Consider the following 20,481-nt stretch of genomic DNA (forward strand, 5'->3'; position numbering starts at 1 on the left):
CCCATGGCCGGCAAGAAGATCCTGCTGCTCAGCGTTCCCGCCGGCGCCGGGCACACGCGGGTAGCCGAGGCCATCCACGCCTGGGCCGGCGCGTCCGGCATGCAGGCCGACGTCAGCCACCTGGACGCGACCGCCTTCGCCACGCGGCGCCTGCGCCGGGTCTACACCGACCTCTATCTGTTCCTGGTGAGGCGCATGCCGGGGCTGTGGAGCGCCATCTACCGCTGGACCAACCGCGAGCGTGCGGACGGCTGGATCGACCGCCTGCGCCGCCGCATCGAAGCGCGCGACAGCCGACCCCTGGTCGAGGAAGTCGCCAGGCGCGATCCGGACATCGTCGTCTGCACCCACTTCCTGCCGGCCGAGATCCTGGCGCGCGAAGCCGGCAGCGGCCGCCTGCGCTGCCGGGTGTGGGTACAGGTCACGGACTTCGACCTGCACCGCATGTGGGTCCATCCCCACGTCGCCGGCTACTTTGCCGCCAGCGAGGAAGTGGCGTTCCAGCTGCGCCGCCACGGCGTGCCCGAACAGGCGATCCACGTCACCGGGATTCCCGTCATGCCGGGCTTTGCGGCGCGTCCCGGCCGCATCGAATGCGCGCATGCGCTCGGCCTCGACCCCTGGGTGAGCACGGTGCTGCTGATGGGCGGCGGGGCCGGTCTCGGGGATTTGAGCGGCGTGGCCCGGCGCCTGCTGGAGGCGGACAGCGGCCTGCAGATGATCGTCCTGGCGGGGAGGAATGCGGCGCAGCTGGTCGCGCTGCGGCAACTGGCGGCCGACTTTCCCGGCCGGCTGGCGCCGCGGGGCTATACCGGCAAGGTCGAGCGCCTGATGGCCTGCGCCGACCTGGCGATCACCAAGCCGGGCGGCTCGACCACGGCCGAGTGCCTGGCGATGGGCCTGCCCATGATCGTCAATTCCGCGATCCCGGGGCAGGAGGAATGCAACGCCAACTTCCTGCTCGAGCACGGTGTGGCGCTCAAGGCCGCCGACCTGCCGGCCCTGGAATACCGCGTCCGTTCGCTGCTGGCCAGTCCGATCCGGCTGAAGGCGATGCGCGCCCGCGCCAGGGAACTGGGGCGTCCGCGCGCCGCCATGCAGGTGCTGGCGGCGGTCCTGCAGCAAGTCGAAAGCCACGATGCACACCATTGAGTTCACGCTGGCCGGCGTCCTGGTCGCCGCCTATTTCCTCGCGCGCGTCGAAGTCGAGATCGAAGGAGAAGGCGGCTGGGCCGCCAACCTGCCCACCTGGCGGATCGAGAACCATCGCCTGCTCGACCTGTTCTGGGGCGGCCGCCCGATGACGGGCTACCACGCCTGGATGTTTTCCTTCATCGGCATCGTCTTCCACTTCCCGCTGTGCTTCATGGGCGAGTGGTCGCTGCGGCTGGAAGGCCGGGTGCTGGCCTGCGTGATGCTGTTCTGGGTGGCCGAGGATTTCCTCTGGTTCGTCGTCAACCCCGCCTTCGGCTGGCGCCGTTTCCGGCGCGAGCACGTGCCCTGGCACAAGCACTGGCTCTGGGGCGCGCCGGTCGACTACTGGATCTTCGGCGCCGCCTGCATCCTGCTGTTCGCGGTCAGCTATTGAGCGGACCCGGGGCCGAGGCCGAGGGCGTGCCGCACCCGCAGGCACAGCTCGGCCGAGGTGCGCGAGATCAGCTCGTGCGGAATGTCGAATTTTTCCGTCAGCCGGCCGTAGTCTTCGAAGCCGTAGGAGACCATGAAGGGATGCATGCCGCTGCCGATCGCGGCCGCGAAATCCTTGTGCTCGTCCCCGCACACATAGGCGCGCGCCGGGTTGATGCCGAACTGCTCGCGGATCGCGCGGAACTGGCTGGTCTTCTTTTCGCCGAGCGGGATGTGGACGAAGAAATCGAGCTCGCTGATGTCGATCTCGTAGCGTGCGAACAGCTGGCGCAGCGTCTCCAGCGGTTCGTTGGTGATATTGCGCGTGACCATGCCGACGGCGATGTCGGGCGCCGCGATCAGGGTCCGGACCAGTTCGGGGATGCCCTCGTAGAGCCTGGCTTCCTGCCGGTAGACCTCGGTGAGGCTGTCGACCAGCCGCGCGCGGCTGCCCTTGCGCAGATTGTTCTTGATGATCGAAGGGAACTCCTTCAATCCTCCCAGGTATTTCAGCAGGTGGCGGCGCTTGCGGAAACTGGTCTCGTCGCCGATCGCCAGTCCATGCCGCGCAAACGCCGCTTCGATGGCGGAAAACGCGTCGATGGTCGTGCCGTCCGCGTCGAGGATCAACAGCCGTTTGTCGCTTTTGTACATGAGTGCCTGGCGCCCGGTTTCCCTTGCTGCAGTTCGTTCATCATACAAGCGTGATCGTTACCGGCGTATGACGCCGCCACCCGCTTTGCTCAATCGGTGACGGTATGCCACATGTCCTTCATCTTGTCGCCGGCCTTGTCGCCCGGCTTCTTGTCCTTGACGAAGGTGTACAGCGGCTTGCCGTGATAGGCGAGCTGTTTGCTGCCGTCGTCGCGCATGACGGTGGAGTAGGGCGAGGAAAGCGTGGCGTCGCCCGCCATCACCGGCATCCAGTTTTGCGCGCAGGCGCCGGTGCAGGTGCTCTTGCCGCTGCCGGCGCTGTCCTTGTCGAAGGTATAGACGGTCATGCCCTTCGAATCGACCAGCATGCCGTTGACCTTCTTGACCGGCAGGTCGGCCGCGTGCGCGGACAGGGAGAATACGGTAAGCAGGATTGCAGAACCAAGGCTGACTGATTTCATGTTCATGGAAGTCTCCTGTGAATGCTTCGGATCGCGAATCGGTTGTGAACTGCCGGGCCATTGTAGTCCTGTGCGGAAGCCTGCCGCGCACTTTGTGTATTAGCGTACGGACAATGGCATCCTCTCAAGGCACCATGGATCCGTACTCATCGCAAATGTAAAGGAGCACGATCATGGGCAAATATTTCCTGGCGTGGATTCTGGGCGTGCCGGCCATCGTTCTTGTGCTGATCTATCTGTTCTTCCATTAATCAGCGTGAAAAAAACGCCAACCCAACGAGGTTGGCGTTTTCCTGCCCAGCGAGGGAACTTGCTTGGCAGATCAGCCTTTCCGGCCGCGATGATCGCGGAACGGTCGCTGGACCAGTCAGAACTTTCCAGGCATTTATTCTTAATTTCCCGTTAGCTTAAGTAAGCGTGTCACGGCGCTGCCCGCATGTGGCGCTTTCGCATCGTTCCTTTGCGTTGACAGGCCTCATGGGCGAAAGTCTCGGGCAAAACTCGTACTATATTTACAGCTCAAAGTGCCAGCTCACTTTTTAACTGGGGATAAAAATGCGATCCATACGTGGAACAGGTGGACCGGGAAGCGCCTCCCGCTGGTTGTTGCCGTGCCTGCTCGCCGGCCTGGCGACGGCACAGGGTGCCGGGCCGGCCGAACCGCAGGCCGCGGCCGCGCCTACCGGCTATCGCGTGATCAACCTGGGCACCGGAGACCTCAGCGAACTACCGGTCGTCAACAGCAAAGGCCAGGTGTCGTTCTCGATGCAGTCGGGGGCCGGCTCCCGCGGATACTTCTATGACGGAACGGTAACGACCGATATCGGCACCCTGGGCGGCCCGGGCACCAATGCGGTCGACGTGAACGACGCGGGACAGGTGACCGGCCGTTCCACGCTTCCGTCCGGCCTCGAGCACGCCTTCGTGTGGCGCAGCGGCAGAGGCATGATCGATCTTGGCGTCCTCCCGGGCGCGGCGAATTCGGCGGCGTCGGCGATCAACAACCGCGGTGTCGTGGTGGGCACTTCCGAAGGTGTGCCGTCGACGCCGCCGCATGCGTTCCGCTGGAGCGCCACCGACGGAATGCAGGACCTGGGCGCGTTCACGACCGGGAACACCAGCTTTTCCAGCGCGACGTTGATCAACGATGCCGGGCTGATTGCAGGGAATTCGGATACGGCCGCCATGAGCCGCGATGGATTCGTGTGGACGCGTAAAAGCGGCATGATCGATATCTCGGCCCCTGGCAGCGGCGACGCCTATCCCTACGCGATCGGCCCCAAGGACCAGGTCGCCGGCGCTTTCATCGGACCCGCCAACGCTTATCTTTACCACGCCTTCTTCTGGACCCGCGCCAGCGGCATGCTCGATCTCGGTACGGCCGGGGGCACCGAATCGTTTGTGCTGGCAATGAACCCCAAGTTGCATGCGGCCGGCGTCATCGATTTCGGCACCGACAGGCAGCACGCGATGTCGTGGACGCGTGCCGGTGGCATGGTCGATCTCGGCACGCTCGGCGGGCTGCAATCGCGCGCCATCGGCATCAACGGCAAGGGACAGATCGTCGGTTCGGCAGACAACGCGGGCGGCGATTCACGGGCCTTCCTGTGGGCCGCGAACCAGGGCATGATCGACCTGAACATGCGTCTGCGCGATGCCCCCGCCGGTCTCAAGCTGGACGACGCCTTGGCGATCAACGACAGCGGAATGATCGTGGCGAGTTCGAACGCCGGGCTGGTGCTGCTGAAGCCGGACGATGGCAAACCGGTGGCTTGCGCGCTCGGCCCGCTCGAGGCGGCAGATGTGGTGAAGCGGGGCGCTCCGCTGGAGGCATCGGTCGGCTTCAGGGGAGAGAGCCTGGCCGGGATGCGCAGCCTCACCTGGTCATGGGGTGACGGCAGTGCAGGCCAGGCCGGCAAGTTGAGCGTGAGCGGCGCCGCCGGCAGCGCCAGCGCCAGCCACAGTTACGCCGCGCCGGGCATCTATTCGGTGCGGGCCACGATCGTCGACGCTGCCGGCCGTAGCGCCGCGGTCAGCCGCAAGCTCATCGTCTACGAGCCGTCCGGCGGCGTGGTGGCGGGCAGCGGCAGCTTCGTGTCGCCGCAAGGTGCGCTCAGGAAGGCGCCGGGCCGTTCCGCCAGGGCGTCCTTCAGCTTCCTGGCCGGCGCCGGGGCCCAACTGCAGGTCGACCTTCCCGGCATGAGCTTCCGCAGCGCCAGCCTGCGGCCGGTGGCGGTGAAGGGAGCGGGGGCGCAGTTCGAAGGCAGCGGTACGATCGATGGCTCAGGCGGTTATAAATTTATCCTGAGCACGATGACGGGCGCGGCCGCAAGCCCGGGCGAGCGGGGCCGTTTCAGCCTGAAGGTCTGGCATCTCGATCCCGTGACGCACAAGGAGGTGGTGGATTACGACAGCCAGGGCACGCGCCCCGGTGTTGCCGGCGGGGCGCTGGTAGCGGGGAGGATACTGCAGCAATAGCCGGGGCCGGCCGTGCTTCAGTTCTTGCGGACGAACTCCGACTTCAGGCTCATCGCGCCAAAACCGTCGATCTTGCAATCGATGTCGTGGTCGCCCTCGACCAGGCGGATGCTCTTGACCTTGGTGCCCTGCTTGATGACGCCGCCACCGCCCTTGAGCTTGAGGTCCTTGATGACGGTGACGGAGTCGCCATCCTGCAATACATTGCCGGCCGCGTCGCGCCATACGCGCGCCGCTTCTTCCGGGGCGGCTTCGGCCGCGATCGGCCATTCATGCGCGCATTCGGGGCAGACGTAGTTGCCGGAGCCGTCTTCATAGGTGAGCACGGAGCTGCAGGCGGGGCAGGGAGGTAAGGTCGTCATGGGCATTATCGGTGCTTGGCAAGGCGGAAAAGAAAACGCCACCCGGAGGTGGCGTTTTCTTTGAATCTTGGTGGCCCGGGGCGGAATCGAACCACCGACACAAGGATTTTCAATCCTCTGCTCTACCAACTGAGCTACCAGGCCAAGAGAGGCATGATTATAGCCAGTGACTTCCAAGGTCGCAAGTCCTGAGCGGCAATTTTTTCACGGGCCCGCGGAAGCGCCCCGCGGCAGGCGGGCGAAGCCGCCTCAGGGCAAAGGGCTATAATGCCTGCATGACTACACAGACCTCTTCCTCCGCACAATATCGTGCCGACGGCCGCCGCCAGAGCGACGTCTGCATCGTCGGCAACGGCGCGATCGCCAAGACCGCCGCCCTGGGCTTTTCCCAGGCCGGGCACAGCGTCACCCTGCTGGTGCCGCCCGCGCGTCCGGGCGCGGAAGAGACGGCCGGCGCCTCCGCGGGCGGCGAGAAGCCCTGGGACGTGCGCGTCTACGCGCTCAACCATACGGCGCAGAAGCTGCTGTCTTCGCTGAAGGTCTGGGGTGCTCTCGACATGACGCGCGTTGCGCCGGTCGACGCCATGGACATCAAGGGCGACGGCGAGCAGGGCGGCCACCTGGGCTTCGACGCCTTCGGCGCCCACACCGGCACCCTGGCCTGGATCGTCGAGGACAGCAACCTGAACACCGCGCTGGACGCCGCCCTGCGCTTCGCCCAGAACGTCGACATCGTCACCGGCCGCGCCTGCCGGCTGAGCTGCAGCCCGCTCGGCGCCAAGGTCGAACTGGAAGACGGCGCACCGATCGAAGCCCAGCTGCTGCTGGGTGCCGACGGCCGCGAATCCTGGGTGCGCGGCCAGTGCGACATCGGCATCGATTACCGCTCCTACCACCAGCACGCCATCGTCGCCAATTTTTCCTGCGAAAAGCCGCACCACAACGTCGCCCACCAGTGGTTTACTTGCAAGGACGGCATCATCGCCTTGCTGCCGCTGCCGGGCAACAAGGTCTCGCTGGTGTGGTCGGCGCCGGAAACCCTGGCCGACACCATCATGAACGAGTCGCTGGGCGAGCTGGCGATCCGCCTCGGCGAATACTCGGAAACGCAGCTCGGCCTGCTCAAGCCCCTGCAGCCGCACGAGCTCCCGCTCGCGCCAGTCAAGGCGATCCCGCTGGCCCTGGTGCGCCCGCATGCGATCACGGCGCCGCACGTGGCCCTGATCGGCGACGCCGCCCACGCCGTGCATCCGCTGGCCGGCCATGGCATGAACCTCGGCTTCGGCGACATCGTCGACCTGCTGCGCATCGTGAATGCGCGCGAAACCCATCACGGCATCGGCGACGAACGCGTGCTGGCGCGCTATGCCCGTGCACGCAAGGAAGGCGTCCTCCTCATGCAGCTGGCAACCGATGGGCTCGAACGCTTGTTCGGCGCCAATCTCGAGCCAGTGCGCGTGGTGCGCAATTTGGGATTAAACTTGCTGGATAAGTTGCCCTTGGTAAAGCGCAGGCTGATCTCCCACGCCCTTGGTAAGTAAGTGGGTAAATAATCTTTAAGGAATAAGTTCATGGGTAAGACCAAACTCGCCGTCCTGCTGGCGGCCGGCCTCGTCACATCCTGCGTCGGCGCGCAGAACTCGGTCGAGGCGACCATCAAGAAGAATATCGAGCCGCGCCTGGGCGGGGCAAAAATCGAATCGATCAAGGAAACGCCCTACAGCGGCCTGTACGAACTGCGCGTCGCCGGCGACATCCTGTACACCGACAAGAAAGGTGAATACCTGATCATCGGCCACGTCTACGATGCCAAGACCACGCGCGACCTGACCCGCGAGCGCATCGACGACATCAACAAGATCAAGTTCTCGGACCTGCCGTTCAACGACGCCATCAAGCAGGTCCATGGCGACGGCAAGCGCGTGATCGCCGTGTTCGAAGACCCGAACTGCGGCTACTGCAAGCGCCTGCGCCAGACCACGCTGAAGGACCTGAACAACGTCACCATCTACACCTTCATGTACAACATCCTGTCCGACGACTCCTTCGTGAAGTCGAAGAACATCTGGTGCGCGCCGGACCGCGGCAAGGCCTGGGATGACTGGATGATCGGCGGCAAGGCGGCCGCGGCGGCCCCGGCCAGCTGCGAGACCCCGAACGACAAGATCCTGGCGCTGGGCCAGAAGCTGAAGATCCAGGGCACGCCGGCGATCTTCTTCACCGACGGCTCGCGCATTCCGGGCGCGGTCGACCTGCCGACGCTCGAGAAAAAACTGGAATCGATCAAGCAGTAAGGGGATGGGGCCTCGGCCACACCTGCAGCCGCTCGCTACGGTTTTCCGGGGCCCCTGTTACGTTCGTAGATAAAAACAGCAACACCGTCCAAAACGAGGAGTAGAACTTGGTCACTCTGAACATCAACGGGCGCGACCAGCAGGTCGACGCCGATCCCTCCACGCCCATCCTCTGGGCGCTGCGCGACAACCTCAACATGACCGGCACCAAGTTCGGCTGCGGCGCTGCCCTGTGCGGCGCCTGCACCGTGCACCTGAACGGCGAGGCGATCCGCTCCTGCGTCACGCCGATCTCCGCCGCCGCCGGCCAGAAGATCACCACCATCGAAGCGATGGAGACGGACAAGGTCGGCAAGGCCGTGCAGGACGCCTGGGTCAGGCACGACGTGCCGCAGTGCGGCTACTGCCAGAGCGGCCAGGTGATGAGCGCTACCGCGCTGCTGCGCGTGAACAAGGCGCCGAGCGATGCCGACATCGACAACGCCATGAGCGGCAATATCTGCCGCTGCGGTACCTATCAACGGATCCGCGCGGCCATCAAGGATGCCGCTAAAACCATCGCCATCGCGTAAGGAGCCGACATGCGACCACAATGGTTCAACAACGCGGGCCTGCCGGGCGCCGCGCAGGGCAGCGCATTCGCCAAAACCTCGCGCCGCGGTTTCCTGAAGGCCGGAACCGTCGCTACCGGCGGACTGGTGCTGGGCTTCATGCTGCCGTCCGGCGGACGGCTGGCGCGCGCCGCCGATGCGAAACCCGTCGTCTATGCGCCGAACGCCTTCCTGCGCGTGGCGCCGGACAATACCGTTACCGTGATCGTCAACCGCCTCGAATTCGGCCAGGGCGTGCACACCTCGCTGCCGATGGTGATCGCCGACGAACTCGATGCCGACTGGGCGCAGGTGCGCGCCGAGCTGGCGCCGGCCGCCGACGTGTACAAGGACCCGGCCTTCGGCATGCAGATCACCGGCGGCTCGGGCACCATCGCCCACTCCTTCACCCAGTACCGCGAAGTCGGCGCCCGCGCCCGCGCGATGCTGATGGCCGCCGCCGCCGAGCAGTGGAAAGTCCAGCCGGCCCAGTGCCGCACCGCCAAGGGCGTGGTCTACGGCCCGGCGGGCCAGAAGGCCACCTACGGCTCCCTGGCGGACGCCGCGATGAAGCAGCCGGTGCCGGACGCCGTCACCCTCAAGCAAGCGAAGCAGTTCCGCTACATCGGCAAGCCGACCAAGCGCCTGGACGCGCGCGCCAAATCCAGCGGCCACCAGCAGTTCGGCCTCGACTTCAAGCCTGAAGGCGGCAAGCTGGCCGTCGCCGTGGTCGCCCATCCGCCGGTCTTCGGCGCCAGGGTGGCGAAGTTCGACGCTGCGAAAGCCAGGGCGATCCGCGGCGTGCTCGAAGTGGTGGAGATCCCGGTCGACCGTGGCGGACGCGGCGTCGCCGTGATCGCCGAAGGCTACTGGCCGGCCAAGCAGGGCCGCGACGCCCTCGAGATCGAATGGGATACCGGCGCCGTCGGCAAGCTCGATTCCGCCGCCCAGCTGGCCGAGTTCACCGAGCTGTCCAAGACCCAGGGCGCGGTCGCCCGCAAGGCCGATACCGCGGCCGGCAACGCCGCCAGGACCATCTCGGCGGTGTATGAATTCCCCTATCTGGCGCACGCGCCGATGGAACCGCTCAACTGCACGGTCGACCTGAAGATTGATAGCTGCACCCTGTGGGTCGGCTCGCAATTCCAGACCGGCGACCAGGCCGCGGCGGCGAAAACCGCCGGCCTGAAACCGGAGCAGGTGACCCTGCACACGATGATGGCGGGCGGCGGCTTCGGCCGGCGCGCGGTGCCGACCTCGGACTTCGTGGTCGAGGCGGTCAACATCGCCAAGGCCTACAAGACGGCCGGCCGCAGCGGCCCGGTGAAGATGATCTGGAGCCGCGAGGACGACATCCGCGGCGGCTACTACCGTCCGTCGCACGTGCACCGCGCCGAACTCAAGCTGGACGCCCAGGGCAGGATCGTCGCCTGGGACCACGTCATCGTCGGCCAGTCGATCGCCGCCGGCACCCCGTTCGAGAACTTCATGATCAAGAATGGCGTGGACAGCACCATGGTCGAGGGCATGGGCGAACCCTATGACGTGCCGATGAACCTGTCGGCCCACATTGCCAAAGCCAACGTGCCGGTGCTGTGGTGGCGTTCGGTGGGCTCGACCCACACCGCCTTCGTGATGGAAACCCTGATCGACGAGGCAGCCCACGCCGCCAAGGAAGATCCGGTCGCCTACCGCAAGAAGCTGATCGACAAGAAGCACGCGCGCCACCATGCGGCGCTGGACCTGGCGGTGGCCAAGTCCGGCTATGGCAGGAAGACCCTGCCGAAAGGCCATGCCTGGGGCGTGGCGGTGCACGAATCCTTCAACACCGTGGTCGCCTACGTGGTCGAAGCGTCGATCGGCAAGGACGGCACGCCGAAGCTGCACAAGGCGGTCGCCGGCGTGCACTGCAACCTGGCGGTGAATCCGCTGTCGATCGCGGCCCAGGTCGAGGGCGCCGCCCTGATGGCGCTGGGCACCACGTTGCCGGGCGCCCGCATCACGCTGAAGGATGGCGTGGTCGAGCAGCAGAACTTCGGCGACTACACGGTGGCGCGCATGAACGACATGCCGCAAGTCGACGTGCACATCGTGCCGTCCGAGGATCCGCCGACCGGCCTGGGCGAACCGGGCCTGCCGCCGCTGGCGCCGGCCTTCGCCAACGCCCTGTTCAGGCTGACCGGCAAGCGGCTGCGCAAGCTGCCGTTCGACCTCGCATCGAGCCGAGGCTGAACCGGCCATGAGCGCGCTCCCGGTCGTCGGCATTTTGCTGGCCGCGGGCAGGGGGCGCCGCTTCGATCCGCTGGGGCAGCGTAACAAGCTGCTCCAGATCCTGCCAGGCCCCGGCGGCGAGCCGGTGGTCGTCGCCAGCGCGCGCAAGCTGCTGGCCGTCGTCTCCAGCGTGATTGCCGTGGTGCCGCCCGGCGATGGCGGCGTGGGCGCGCTCCTGTCCTCGATCGGCTGCGACGTCACCGTCTGCCCCGAGGCCGATACCGGCATGGGCGCCTCGCTGGTGCACGCGATTCGTGCTTCCTTGCCAAGAGAACCCGCATCCTGGCTGGTGGCGCTGGGCGACATGCCGCATGTAGCGCCGGCCACGCTGCGCCTGCTGTCCGATGCGCTGGCTGCCGGGGCGCCGATCGCCGCCCCCGTGCTGGATGGCCGGCGCGGCAATCCGGTCGGCTTTGGCCGCCTCCACCTCGACGCATTGCTGGCGCTGCGGGGCGACCAGGGCGCGCGCCGCCTGCTGCAATCTTTTCCCGTCACCGAGATCGCGGTCGCGGATCCCGGCATCTTCCGCGATATTGACACTCCCGCCGACATCTAGATACTGTACGGTTTGAACTCCCTTCGGCCGAAGAATCCGATTACACTACGGCGGATAAGAGAGAGATTGTTCAATACCATGAAAAAAACGAGTCAGAAGAAGACGGCCGGGGTGCAGTACACCATCGTGCCGAAGGACCTCGCGGGCCACCTGTTCAACGTCACCGTCACCGTCGCCGCGCCAGACCCGCAAGGGCAGGTGTTCGTGCTCCCGGCCTGGATCCCGGGCAGCTACATGATCCGCGAATTCGCGCGCAATATCGTGCGCATCCGCGCCGAATCGGGGGGCCAGCCGGTCGACCTGGTCAAGCTCGACAAGCACACCTGGCGCGCGGCGCCGGTGGCCGGTCCGCTGACCCTGCACTACGAAGTCTATGCCTGGGACCTGTCGGTGCGCGCCGCCCACCTGGACCAGACCCACGGTTTCTTCAACGGCACCAGCGTGTTCCTGCGCGTGCAGGGGCAGGAAGCGGCGCCGCACCAGGTCGACATCCAGCGCCCAAGCGACCCGGCCGCCGCCGACTGGCGCGTGGCGACTTCGCTGCCCGAGCTGGGCGCCAGGCGCTACGGCTTCGGCACCTATATCGCCGCCGACTACGACGACCTGATCGACCATCCGGTGGAGATGGGCGATTTCGCGCTCGCCTCCTTCAAGGCCCACGGCATCCCGCACGACATCGTGGTCACCGGCCGCGTGCCCAACCTGGACATGGAGCGCCTGCAGCAGGACCTGAAAGCCATCTGCGAAACCCAGATCGCCTTCTTCGAGCCGAAGACCAGGAAGGCGCCGATGGACCGCTACGTCTTCCTGACCATGGCGGTCGGCGACGGCTACGGCGGCCTGGAACACCGCGCCTCGACGGCCCTGATCTGCTCGCGCGCCGACCTGCCGACCACCGCCGCGCCGAAGACCGCCGAGCGCAGCGAGGGCTACGTGACCTTCCTCGGCCTGTGCAGCCATGAGTACTTCCACACCTGGAACGTCAAGCGCATCAAGCCGGCCGTGTTCGCGCCCTACGACCTGCAGGTCGAGAACTACACGCCGCTGCTGTGGCTGTTCGAAGGCTTCACCAGCTATTACGACGACCTGATGCTGGTCCGCAGCGGCATCATCAGCGAGGCGACTTATTTCAAGTTGCTCGGCAAGACCGTCAGCAACGTCTGGCGCGGCAGCGGCCGCACCAAGCAGAGCATCGCGGAATCCAGCTTCGACGCCTGGACCAAGTACTACCGCCAGGACGAGAACGCGCCGAACGCCATCATCAGCTACTACACCAAGGGCTCGCTGGTCGGCCTGGCCTTCGACCTGAGCATCCGCGCCAAGACCGGCGGCGCGAAATCGCTGGACGACCTGATGCGCGCGCTGTGGGAACGCTATGGCCGCGACTTCTACGCCGGCGCACCAGGTGCCGGCCGTGGCGTCACGGAGAAGGAGGTCGAAGCGCTGTTCGACGAAGTCAGCGGCCTGCGCCTGAAATCCCTCTTCGACCGCCATGTGCGCGGCACCGAGGACATCCCGCTGACCAAGCTGTATGCGCCCTTCGGCATCAAGGTGACGGATGAGCGCAAGAGCAGCAAGCCTTCGCTGAACATCGGCGCCGGCCGCGACCCGCTGGGCACCAAGCTGAGCCAGGTACACGAAGGCGGCGCGGCCCACCAGGCCGGACTGTCGGCAGGCGACATCGTGATCGCCGTCGATGGCCTGCGCGTGAACGGCAATCCGTCGAACCTGGACCAGCTGCTGTCCCGCTACCGCGTCGGCGATACCGTCACCGTGCACGCCTTCCGCCGCGACGAGCTGATGAGCTTCGACGTGGTGTTGCAGGGCTGCGTGGCGCCGGCCATCACCATCGGGGTGGCGCCTGGTACGCGCCGGGCGACGATCGCGCGGCCCAGCGCCAGCTGAGCGGCTTGCCCTTGCCGGCGGCCGGCCCTCATCGCATCCTGATCGTCGGCCTGCCGCCGGCCCAGATGCTCGACATCACCGGCCCGCTGGATGTGTTCACGACTGCGAATGAGCTGAGCATGGCGGCGGGCCGTCCGGCCCCCTACGAGGTCGGCCTGGCCGGCCCGGACGCCGGCATTCTCGCCACCACTTCCGGCATCGCCTTGCAGGCGGAATACAGCATCTTCGATGCGGCGCTGGCCGCCGGCACCGTGCTCGTCGCCGGCGGCCGCGGCGCCCGCGTGGCTGCCGAGGATGCGCGCCTGGTCGCGGCGCTGGCCGGCCTGTGCGAGCGCGCGCAGCGGGTCGCTTCCATCTGCACCGGCGCATTTCCGCTGGCGGCGACCGGCGTGCTGGACGGCCGCCGGGCCACCACACACTGGGCGCATTTCGACGAGTTTTCCGCACGCTTCCCGGCGGTGGACATCGACCGCGACGCCCTGTTCGTCGGCGCCGGCAAATTCCATACCTCGGCCGGCATCACGGCCGGCATCGATTTTTCCCTGTCGCTCGTCGAGCATGACCTCGGCAGCGAGCTGGCACGCGCGGTGGCGCGCGAGCTGGTGGTCTTCATGAAGCGTCCGGGCGGGCAATCGCAGTTCAGCACCCGCCTGATGCACGCCGCGACGGGCGACCAGCGCGAACGTTTCGACGCGCTGGCGCACTGGATGGCCGAGCACGTGAGCGAGGACCTGTCGATCGAGGCCCTGGCCGCGCGCCTTGCCATGAGCCCGCGGAACTTCGTGCGCCGCTTTACCGCCGCCATGCGGGTCACGCCCGGCAAGTACGTGCAGATGCTGCGCATCGACGAGGCGCGCCGCCTGCTGACGGAAGGCGACCTGCCGGTGGCGCAGGTTGCGGCGCGCTGCGGCTTTCATTCGGCCGAGGCGATGCGTATCGGCTTCCAGCGCCACCTGCATACCTCACCGAGCGAATTCCGCGACCGCTTCCGGAGCGCCGGCAGTTTGGCATAAATCTTGGGGTAAATGTCATTGTTGCCAAACTTGCTTTCCCTTACGCTGTGGTTTGTTTGCATAGGGGAAGGAAGCAATGAACTGGACCTTGAAAGGATGGGTGGCGCACGCCGCCCTGTTGCTGGCCGGCCTGTCATTCCCGTTTGCCGGCGCGGGCGCGGCCACGGACATGCCTCGAACGGGCTATGCCGCCCAGGCGGACGCCCTGGTACAGGATTACGTGCGCAATGAGTTGTTCAGCGGCGCCGTGCTGGTCGCCAGGGACGGCAAGCCGCTGTTTCGAAAGGGCTTCGGCGCCGCCAACCGCGAATGGGGGATTGCGAACACGCCGGACACCCGGTTCCGGATCGGATCGGTGAGCAAGCAATTCACGGCCGCCGCGATCATGCGCCTCGTGGATGAGCACAAGCTGCTGCTCGACGATGCGGTCGGCAAGCATGTCCGCGATCTGCCGCCAGCCTGGCAGAAGGTGAGCATACGCCAGTTGCTCCAGCATACCTCGGGCATTCCCCGCTACACGATGCTCGACGGCTTCGACGATAGGCTCGTCCGCATCAGGCACACGCCACGCCAGCTCATCGATCTGGTGAAAGACCTGCCGCTCGAATTCGAGCCGGGAACGAAGTTCGAGTACGACAATACCGGCTACATCCTGCTGGGGTGCGTCATCGAGGCGGTCAGCGGCATGCCTTACCGGGACTACCTCGAACAGAAACTGCTGGGGCCGCTGGGCTTGAGGCATTCCGGCTATGACGACGGGCGCAGGATACTCGAGAGGGTCGCCCAGCCCTATACCGATGGCCCCGACGGCATCAATCGGGCCGGACCGGCCGACATCAGCAATGCCTACGCTGCCGGCGCCATGGTCAGCAATGTCGACGACCTGCTGGCCTGGCAGCAGATGCTGGTGAACGGCAAGGTCCTCGGTCCGGACAGTAGCGCCGCGGTGTTCATCGATGGCGGACACCATTACGGCCTGGGCTGGTACATCGAGAACCGGCTTTCGCGCACGGTCCATGAGCATGGCGGCTCCTGGAACGGCTACGAATCCTTGCTCGCGTATTATCCCTTTGAACAGCTGACCGTGATCGTGCTGGGCAATCAAGGCGAGCAGGCGACGGTCGGACGGATCGCCGACGAGCTCGCGCGCCTGGCGCTGGGGCTGCCGCCGGCGCATCGCGAGGCCAGGGTCGATCCCGCTGTCTTTTCCCGCCTCGTCGGCCGCTACCGGCTGGCGCCGGACATGATGTTCAGCGTGACCAGCAAGGATGGGCAGCTGTTCGCTCAACTGTCCGGACAAAGGCAGCTGCAAATCTACCCGGAAGCTGCGAACCGCTATTTTTTCAAGGCCGTCGATGCGCAGCTGGTGTTCGACGAGCGTGACCCGGACCGTGCCGGCTATCTGGTCCTGCACCAGAACGGCGAGCAGATCAAGGCGCCGCGGATCGATTGAGTGCGTCTACAAAACAGGAGAAACCTATGCTTCAGATGCGTCCCAACTGCGAATGCTGCGACAAGGACCTGCCACCGGAATCGGCCGAGGCAAGGATCTGTTCCTTCGAGTGCACCTTCTGTACGGATTGCGCCACGAAGGTCCTGAAAAACAGCTGCCCGAACTGCGGGGGCGAGATGGTCGCACGCCCCAGAAGGCCGCTGGAAAAGCTCGCGAACAATCCTGCATCTACCGAGCGGGTAGTGAAGCAGGGCGGCTGCCCGCAGGCGGCATAAGGCCGGCCATTCAGGGCGTCTGCAGCCCGGCCAGGCTGCGCAACTGGTAGCGGTTTGCGTCCGCGAACAGGAAGGTTTCCGAGAAGGTCAGCTTGCCGCTCGCCTGCGCCAGGTGCTGCGGAGGCGGCAGCGGGGTACTGCGGCGCATCGAGTCGAGCGCGATTTGCGAGGCGTCCGGATCGCGCGAGCGCTGCACCACGATGTCGGCCAGGCGGCCGTCGCGGTCGACCGTGATTTCCAGCACCACGATGGCCGGCAGCATGGGCGGCAGCTTGCCGTTGAAGCTGCGCTCGGGATTGTGCCGCAGGACGTGCTGGGCGACCTGGGTCTTGTAGTCGTCCAGTCCCGCCGGAGAGGGTTTCGAGGGCGGGGACGAGGTAAAGGGGCGGATGACCGCGCTGGCGACATGTCCGACCGAGGAGGCGACGGCCGTCGTGGCCGTGATCACGGTCGAGCATCCGCTCAAGCCTGCGATCAAAAACATGAGTACCAGGCAAGTACGGACGATCGTCTTCATGACCGGAACCTCCCAAAACCTGCTGCCGCTCGCAACGTCCCTTCAATATTACTGCTAGTCGAATAAACGTTGCAACTCCGTGCCGGGATCGGGCGCGCGCATGAAGGCCTCGCCCACCAGGAAGGCATGCACGCTGGCGTCGCGCATGCGCTTGACGTCGGCCGGCGCCAGGATCCCGGACTCGGTCACCACCAGGCGCTCCGCCGGGATATTCGGCAGCAGACCGATGGTGGTGTCGAGCGTGACCTCGAAGGTGCGCAGGTTGCGGTTGTTGATGCCCAGCAGCCTCGTCTTGAGGCGCAGCGCAGCGTTCAACTCGTCGCCGTCATGCACTTCGACCAGCACATCCATGCCGAGTTCCTGGGCACAGGCTTCCAGTTCCGCCATCAGGCCATGATCCAGGGCAGCCACGATCAAGAGGATAGCATCGGCGCCCATCGCGCGCGCTTCGTAGACCTGGTACAGGTCGACCATGAAATCCTTGCGGATCACCGGCAGTTCGCAGGCGGCGCGCGCCTGTTTCAGGTACTCGCTCGACCCCTGGAAGAACTGGGCGTCGGTCAGCACCGACAGGCAGGCGGCGCCGCCCCTGGCATAGCTCTCGGCGATGGCGGCCGGCTGGAAGTCGGCGCGCAGCACGCCCTTCGACGGCGAGGCCTTTTTGACTTCGGCGATCACGCCGGCGCGTCCGCCTGCGATGTTGCGGCGCAGGCTGGCCTCGAAGCCGCGCAGATTGCCGCGCAGTTCGCCGTCGCCCTCGACTTCGGCGCGCAGGCTGTACAGGTCGCGGTATTTTTTGGCGGCGGCGACTTCGTCGGCTTTCACCGCCAGGATCTTGTTCAGGATGTCGGACATGATTTCTTTCTACTCAGTTCGCGGCGCCGAGCTGGCGCGTCACGCTGACGAACTGGTCGAGCTTGGCCAGCGCGGCGCCCGAGGCGATGGCCGCGCGCGCCTTCTGCAGGCCCTCTTCGATCGAGGCGGCGACGCCGGCCGCGTACAGCGCGGTGCCGGCATTCAGCGCCACGATGTCGTGCGCCGGACCCGGTTCGCCGCGCAGGGCTTCCAGCACGCGCGTCTGCGATTCGGCGGCGTTCGCGACCTTCAGGTTGCGGCTGGAGATCATGGCCAGGCCAAAGTCTTCCGGGTGGATCTCGTATTCGCGGATTTCGCCGTTGACGAGTTCACCGACCATGGTGCCGGCGCCCAGCGAGACTTCGTCCATATTGTCGCGGCCCCACACCACCACCGCGTGTTCGGCGCCGAGGCGCTGCAGCACGCGCACCTGGATGCCGACCAGGTCGGGGTGGAACACGCCCATCAGGATGTTCGGTGCGCCGGCCGGATTGGTCAACGGCCCCAGGATGTTGAAGATGCTGCGCACGCCGAGTTCGCGGCGTACCGGCGCCACATTCTTCATCGCCGCATGGTGGTTGGGCGCGAACATGAAGCCGATGCCGGTCTGGGCGATCGATTGCGCGATCTGCTCGGGCTTGAGGTCGATCTCGGCGCCCAGGGCTTCGATCAGGTCGGCGCTGCCGCTGGACGAAGACACGCTGCGCCCGCCATGCTTGGCCACGCGCGCGCCGGCGGCTGCGGCCACGAACATCGAGGCGGTCGAGATATTGAAGGTGTGGGCGCCGTCGCCGCCGGTGCCGACGATGTCGAGCAGCCTGGTGGTGTCGGCCATCGGCACCTTGGTCGAGAACTCGCGCATGACCTGGGCCGCGGCGGTGATCTCGCCGATGGTTTCCTTCTTCACGCGCAGGCCCATGGTGATGGCCGCGACCATGGTCGGCGACATCTGGCCCGACATGATCTGCCGGAACAGGTGCAGCATCTCGTCGTGGAAGATTTCGCGGTGTTCGATGCAGCGCAGGAGCGCTTCTTGCGGGGTGATCATGTCAGCGCTCCAGGAAGTTCTTCAACATGGCGTGTCCGTGCTCGGACAGGATGGATTCGGGATGGAACTGCACGCCCTCGATGTCGAATTCCTTGTGGCGCACGCCCATGATTTCGCCGTCGTCGGTCCATGCCGTCACTTCCAGGCAGGCCGGCAGCGAGGCGCGCTCGATCGCCAGCGAGTGGTAGCGGATCACGGTGAAGGGGCTCGGCAGGCCCTTGAACACGCCGAGTCCCGTGTGGGCGATCTTCGAGGTCTTGCCGTGCATGACCTGTTTGGCGCGGATGATCTTGCCCCCAAAAGCTTCGCCGATCGCCTGGTGGCCGAGGCACACGCCCAGGATCGGCTTCCTGCCCTTGAATTCCTTCAGCACGTCGACCGAGACGCCGGCATCCTTCGGGCTCTTCGGGCCCGGCGAGATGCAGATGCGGTCCGGGTTCATGTCCGCGATCTGTTCGAGCGTGATCTCGTCGTTGCGCACCGTGCGCACATCCTCGCCCAGCTCACCGAAGTACTGCACGATGTTGTAGGTGAACGAGTCGTAGTTGTCGATCATGAGCAGCATGTCAGATCTCCCCATCCAGTCCGTCTTGCACTTGCTCGGCCGCGCGCAGCACGGCGCGTGCCTTGTTTTCCGTTTCCAGCCATTCCATCTCGGGGATGGAATCGGCCACGATGCCCGCAGCCGCCTGCACGTACAGGTTGCCGTCCTTGATCACGCCGGTGCGGATCGCGATCGCCACGTCCATCTCGCCGCCGAAGGAGAGATAACCGCAGGCGCCGCCGTAGATGCCGCGCTTGACCGGCTCGAGCTCGTCGATCACTTCCATCGCCCGTACTTTCGGCGCGCCGGTCAGGGTGCCGGCCGGGAAGGTGGCGCGCAGCACGTCCAGGTTGGACATGCCGTCCTTGAGTTCGCCTTCCACGTTGGAGACGATGTGCTGCACGTGCGAGTATTTTTCGATGACCATCTGGTCCGTCACCTTCACCGTGCCGGTCTTGGCGATGCGGCCGATGTCGTTGCGCGCCAGGTCGATCAGCATCACGTGCTCGGCGACCTCCTTCGGATCGTTCAGCAGCTCGTGGGCCAGCTCGGTGTCGCGTTCCGGCGTCGAGCCGCGCGGGCGGGTGCCGGCGATCGGACGCAGGGTCACCTTGCGGCCGCCCTCCGGCTGCAGCTCGTTGCGGACCAGGATCTCCGGCGAGGAGCCGACGATCTGCATGTCGCCGAAGTTGTAGTAGTACATGTAGGGCGAGGGGTTCAGCGAACGCAGCGCGCGGTACAGCGACAGCGGCGAGTCGACGTAAGGCTTGCGGATGCGCTGACCGATCTGCACCTGCATCAGGTCGCCGGCCATCACGTATTCCTTGGCCACCGCCACCGCCTTCAGGTAATCCGCCTTGCTGAAGTCGCGCACCGCTTCGGTACGTACCGAGCTCGAAGTGACAGGCGCATCGACGCTACGGCGCAGCATCACGCGCAGGTCCTTCAGGCGCTGGCGCGCCCGCGCATAGGCTTCCGGCTGGGCGGGATCGGCGTAGACGATCAGGTAGAGCTTGCCCGACAGGTTGTCGATCACGGCCAGCTCTTCGGTCTGCATCAGCTGGATGTCCGGCAGTCCCAGCTCGTCCTGCGGCGCCTTGCCCGCCAGCTTCTTCTCGATGTGGCGTACGGTGTCGTAGCCGAAGTAGCCGGCCAGGCCGCCGCAGAAGCGCGGCAGTCCCGGACGCAGGGCGACCTTGAAGCGCTGCTGGTAGGCCTCGATGAAGTCGAGCGGATTGCCTTCGTGCGTTTCGATGACTTCGCCGTTCCGTTCGACCGTGGTCATGTCACCGCTGGTGCGCAGGAGGGTCTTCGCCGGCAGGCCGATGAAGGAGTAGCGCCCGAAGCGCTCGCCGCCGACCACGGACTCGAGCAGGAAGGTGTTCTTGCCGGCGTCCTGGCTCTGGGCCAGCTTCAGGTAGAGCGTGAGCGGGGTTTCGAGATCGGCGAAGGCTTCCGCGATCAGGGGGATACGGTTATAGCCTTGCGTGGCGAGCGATTTGAATTCGAGTTCGGTCATGCTTTTCTCCGGACCGGCCGCGAGGAGGGAGAGCGGCCGGCGTTTTCTTCAAAAAACCTG

General features: G+C 65.9%; 20 protein-coding genes and 1 tRNA gene. 12 read left to right on the top strand and 9 right to left on the bottom strand.

Annotated features, from left to right (window positions below; all coding sequences use genetic code 11):
• Nucleotides 1–3 precede the first annotated feature (3 nt).
• Both AC1DOP_RS19450 and AC1DOP_RS19455 read left to right on the top strand, forming a co-directional pair.
• On the top strand, nt 4–1,152 hold the full coding sequence (locus tag AC1DOP_RS19450; RefSeq protein WP_477252887.1) for an MGDG synthase family glycosyltransferase: 1,149 nt from the start codon (nt 4–6) through the stop codon (nt 1,150–1,152).
• Nucleotides 1,139–1,588: a hypothetical protein gene (locus tag AC1DOP_RS19455; RefSeq protein ID WP_477252855.1), complete on the top strand. Its 450-nt coding sequence runs from the start codon at nt 1,139–1,141 to the stop codon at nt 1,586–1,588. The genes AC1DOP_RS19450 and AC1DOP_RS19455 overlap by 14 nt, the downstream gene beginning before the upstream one ends.
• Here the strand turns inward: AC1DOP_RS19455 and AC1DOP_RS19460 are convergent.
• Nucleotides 1,582–2,280 carry an HAD family hydrolase gene (locus AC1DOP_RS19460; RefSeq protein ID WP_441935095.1) on the bottom strand — a complete coding sequence of 233 codons (699 nt, stop codon included), beginning with the start codon at nt 2,278–2,280 and terminating at the stop codon, nt 1,582–1,584. The two genes, AC1DOP_RS19455 and AC1DOP_RS19460, sit on opposite strands and share 7 nt — an antisense overlap.
• An 89-nt stretch (nt 2,281–2,369) precedes the next feature.
• Nucleotides 2,370–2,747 (bottom strand): COG4315 family predicted lipoprotein, encoded by a 378-nt coding sequence (locus AC1DOP_RS19465; protein WP_441935096.1) that lies wholly within the window; start codon nt 2,745–2,747, stop codon nt 2,370–2,372.
• Nucleotides 2,748–3,434: 687 nt separating this feature from the next.
• Between AC1DOP_RS19465 and AC1DOP_RS19470 the strand changes: the two genes are divergently transcribed.
• Nucleotides 3,435–5,219, top strand: coding sequence for a PKD domain-containing protein (locus tag AC1DOP_RS19470; protein ID WP_477252858.1), 1,785 nt, complete (start codon nt 3,435–3,437; stop codon nt 5,217–5,219).
• A gap of 17 nt (nt 5,220–5,236) precedes the next feature.
• On the opposite strand, the gene AC1DOP_RS19475 is transcribed toward AC1DOP_RS19470, so the two are convergent.
• Nucleotides 5,237–5,581, bottom strand: coding sequence for a zinc ribbon domain-containing protein YjdM (locus AC1DOP_RS19475; RefSeq protein WP_441935098.1), 345 nt, complete (start codon nt 5,579–5,581; stop codon nt 5,237–5,239).
• Nucleotides 5,582–5,649: 68 nt separating this feature from the next.
• Nucleotides 5,650–5,725 (bottom strand) — tRNA-Phe (locus AC1DOP_RS19480).
• A 131-nt stretch (nt 5,726–5,856) separates the two neighbouring features.
• Here AC1DOP_RS19480 and AC1DOP_RS19485 point away from each other — a divergent pair.
• The 9 genes from AC1DOP_RS19485 (at nt 5,857) to AC1DOP_RS19525 (ending at nt 15,938) form a co-directional block, all read left to right on the top strand.
• Entirely contained in the window at nt 5,857–7,122 is a 1,266-nt protein-coding gene (locus tag AC1DOP_RS19485; RefSeq protein ID WP_477252860.1) for an FAD-dependent monooxygenase, read from the top strand.
• Nucleotides 7,123–7,152: 30 nt separating this feature from the next.
• Nucleotides 7,153–7,875 (top strand): DsbC family protein, encoded by a 723-nt coding sequence (locus AC1DOP_RS19490; RefSeq protein ID WP_441935100.1) that lies wholly within the window; start codon nt 7,153–7,155, stop codon nt 7,873–7,875.
• A 107-nt stretch (nt 7,876–7,982) separates the two neighbouring features.
• Nucleotides 7,983–8,447, top strand: a complete 465-nt coding sequence (locus AC1DOP_RS19495) for a (2Fe-2S)-binding protein (RefSeq protein ID WP_441935101.1) — start codon at nt 7,983–7,985, stop codon at nt 8,445–8,447.
• A 9-nt stretch (nt 8,448–8,456) separates the two neighbouring features.
• On the top strand, nt 8,457–10,697 hold the full coding sequence (locus tag AC1DOP_RS19500; RefSeq protein ID WP_477252863.1) for a xanthine dehydrogenase family protein molybdopterin-binding subunit: 2,241 nt from the start codon (nt 8,457–8,459) through the stop codon (nt 10,695–10,697).
• A gap of 7 nt (nt 10,698–10,704) precedes the next feature.
• Entirely contained in the window at nt 10,705–11,292 is a 588-nt protein-coding gene (locus AC1DOP_RS19505) for a nucleotidyltransferase family protein (protein WP_477252865.1), read from the top strand.
• A 78-nt stretch (nt 11,293–11,370) separates the two neighbouring features.
• A complete protein-coding gene (locus tag AC1DOP_RS19510; RefSeq protein WP_477252867.1) occupies nt 11,371–13,197 on the top strand; it encodes a M61 family metallopeptidase in 1,827 nt (608 codons plus the stop codon).
• A gap of 11 nt (nt 13,198–13,208) precedes the next feature.
• Entirely contained in the window at nt 13,209–14,210 is a 1,002-nt protein-coding gene (locus tag AC1DOP_RS19515) for a GlxA family transcriptional regulator (RefSeq protein WP_477252889.1), read from the top strand.
• Between the two features lie 76 nt (nt 14,211–14,286).
• Nucleotides 14,287–15,663 carry a serine hydrolase domain-containing protein gene (locus tag AC1DOP_RS19520; RefSeq protein WP_477252868.1) on the top strand — a complete coding sequence of 459 codons (1,377 nt, stop codon included), beginning with the start codon at nt 14,287–14,289 and terminating at the stop codon, nt 15,661–15,663.
• A 26-nt stretch (nt 15,664–15,689) separates the two neighbouring features.
• Nucleotides 15,690–15,938, top strand: coding sequence for a DUF1272 domain-containing protein (locus tag AC1DOP_RS19525; protein WP_441935106.1), 249 nt, complete (start codon nt 15,690–15,692; stop codon nt 15,936–15,938).
• Nucleotides 15,939–15,948: 10 nt separating this feature from the next.
• Here the strand turns inward: AC1DOP_RS19525 and AC1DOP_RS19530 are convergent, their stop codons facing one another.
• Genes AC1DOP_RS19530 through trpE form a run of 5 tightly spaced genes read right to left on the bottom strand, consistent with a single transcriptional unit; the run spans nt 15,949 to nt 20,421 of the window.
• Nucleotides 15,949–16,455, bottom strand: coding sequence for a TonB C-terminal domain-containing protein (locus AC1DOP_RS19530; RefSeq protein ID WP_441935107.1), 507 nt, complete (start codon nt 16,453–16,455; stop codon nt 15,949–15,951).
• A 54-nt stretch (nt 16,456–16,509) separates the two neighbouring features.
• Nucleotides 16,510–17,310: an indole-3-glycerol phosphate synthase TrpC gene (gene trpC, locus AC1DOP_RS19535; RefSeq protein ID WP_441935108.1), complete on the bottom strand. Its 801-nt coding sequence runs from the start codon at nt 17,308–17,310 to the stop codon at nt 16,510–16,512.
• Between the two features lie 13 nt (nt 17,311–17,323).
• A complete protein-coding gene (gene trpD / locus AC1DOP_RS19540; protein ID WP_477252871.1) occupies nt 17,324–18,358 on the bottom strand; it encodes an anthranilate phosphoribosyltransferase in 1,035 nt (344 codons plus the stop codon).
• 1 nt (nt 18,359) lies between these two features.
• Nucleotides 18,360–18,923, bottom strand: a complete 564-nt coding sequence (locus AC1DOP_RS19545; protein WP_477252873.1) for an anthranilate synthase component II — start codon at nt 18,921–18,923, stop codon at nt 18,360–18,362.
• A gap of 1 nt (nt 18,924) precedes the next feature.
• On the bottom strand, nt 18,925–20,421 hold the full coding sequence (gene trpE / locus AC1DOP_RS19550; RefSeq protein WP_477252875.1) for an anthranilate synthase component I: 1,497 nt from the start codon (nt 20,419–20,421) through the stop codon (nt 18,925–18,927).
• Nucleotides 20,422–20,481 lie beyond the last annotated feature (60 nt).

This window comes from Massilia sp. 01N410, assembly GCF_056399665.1.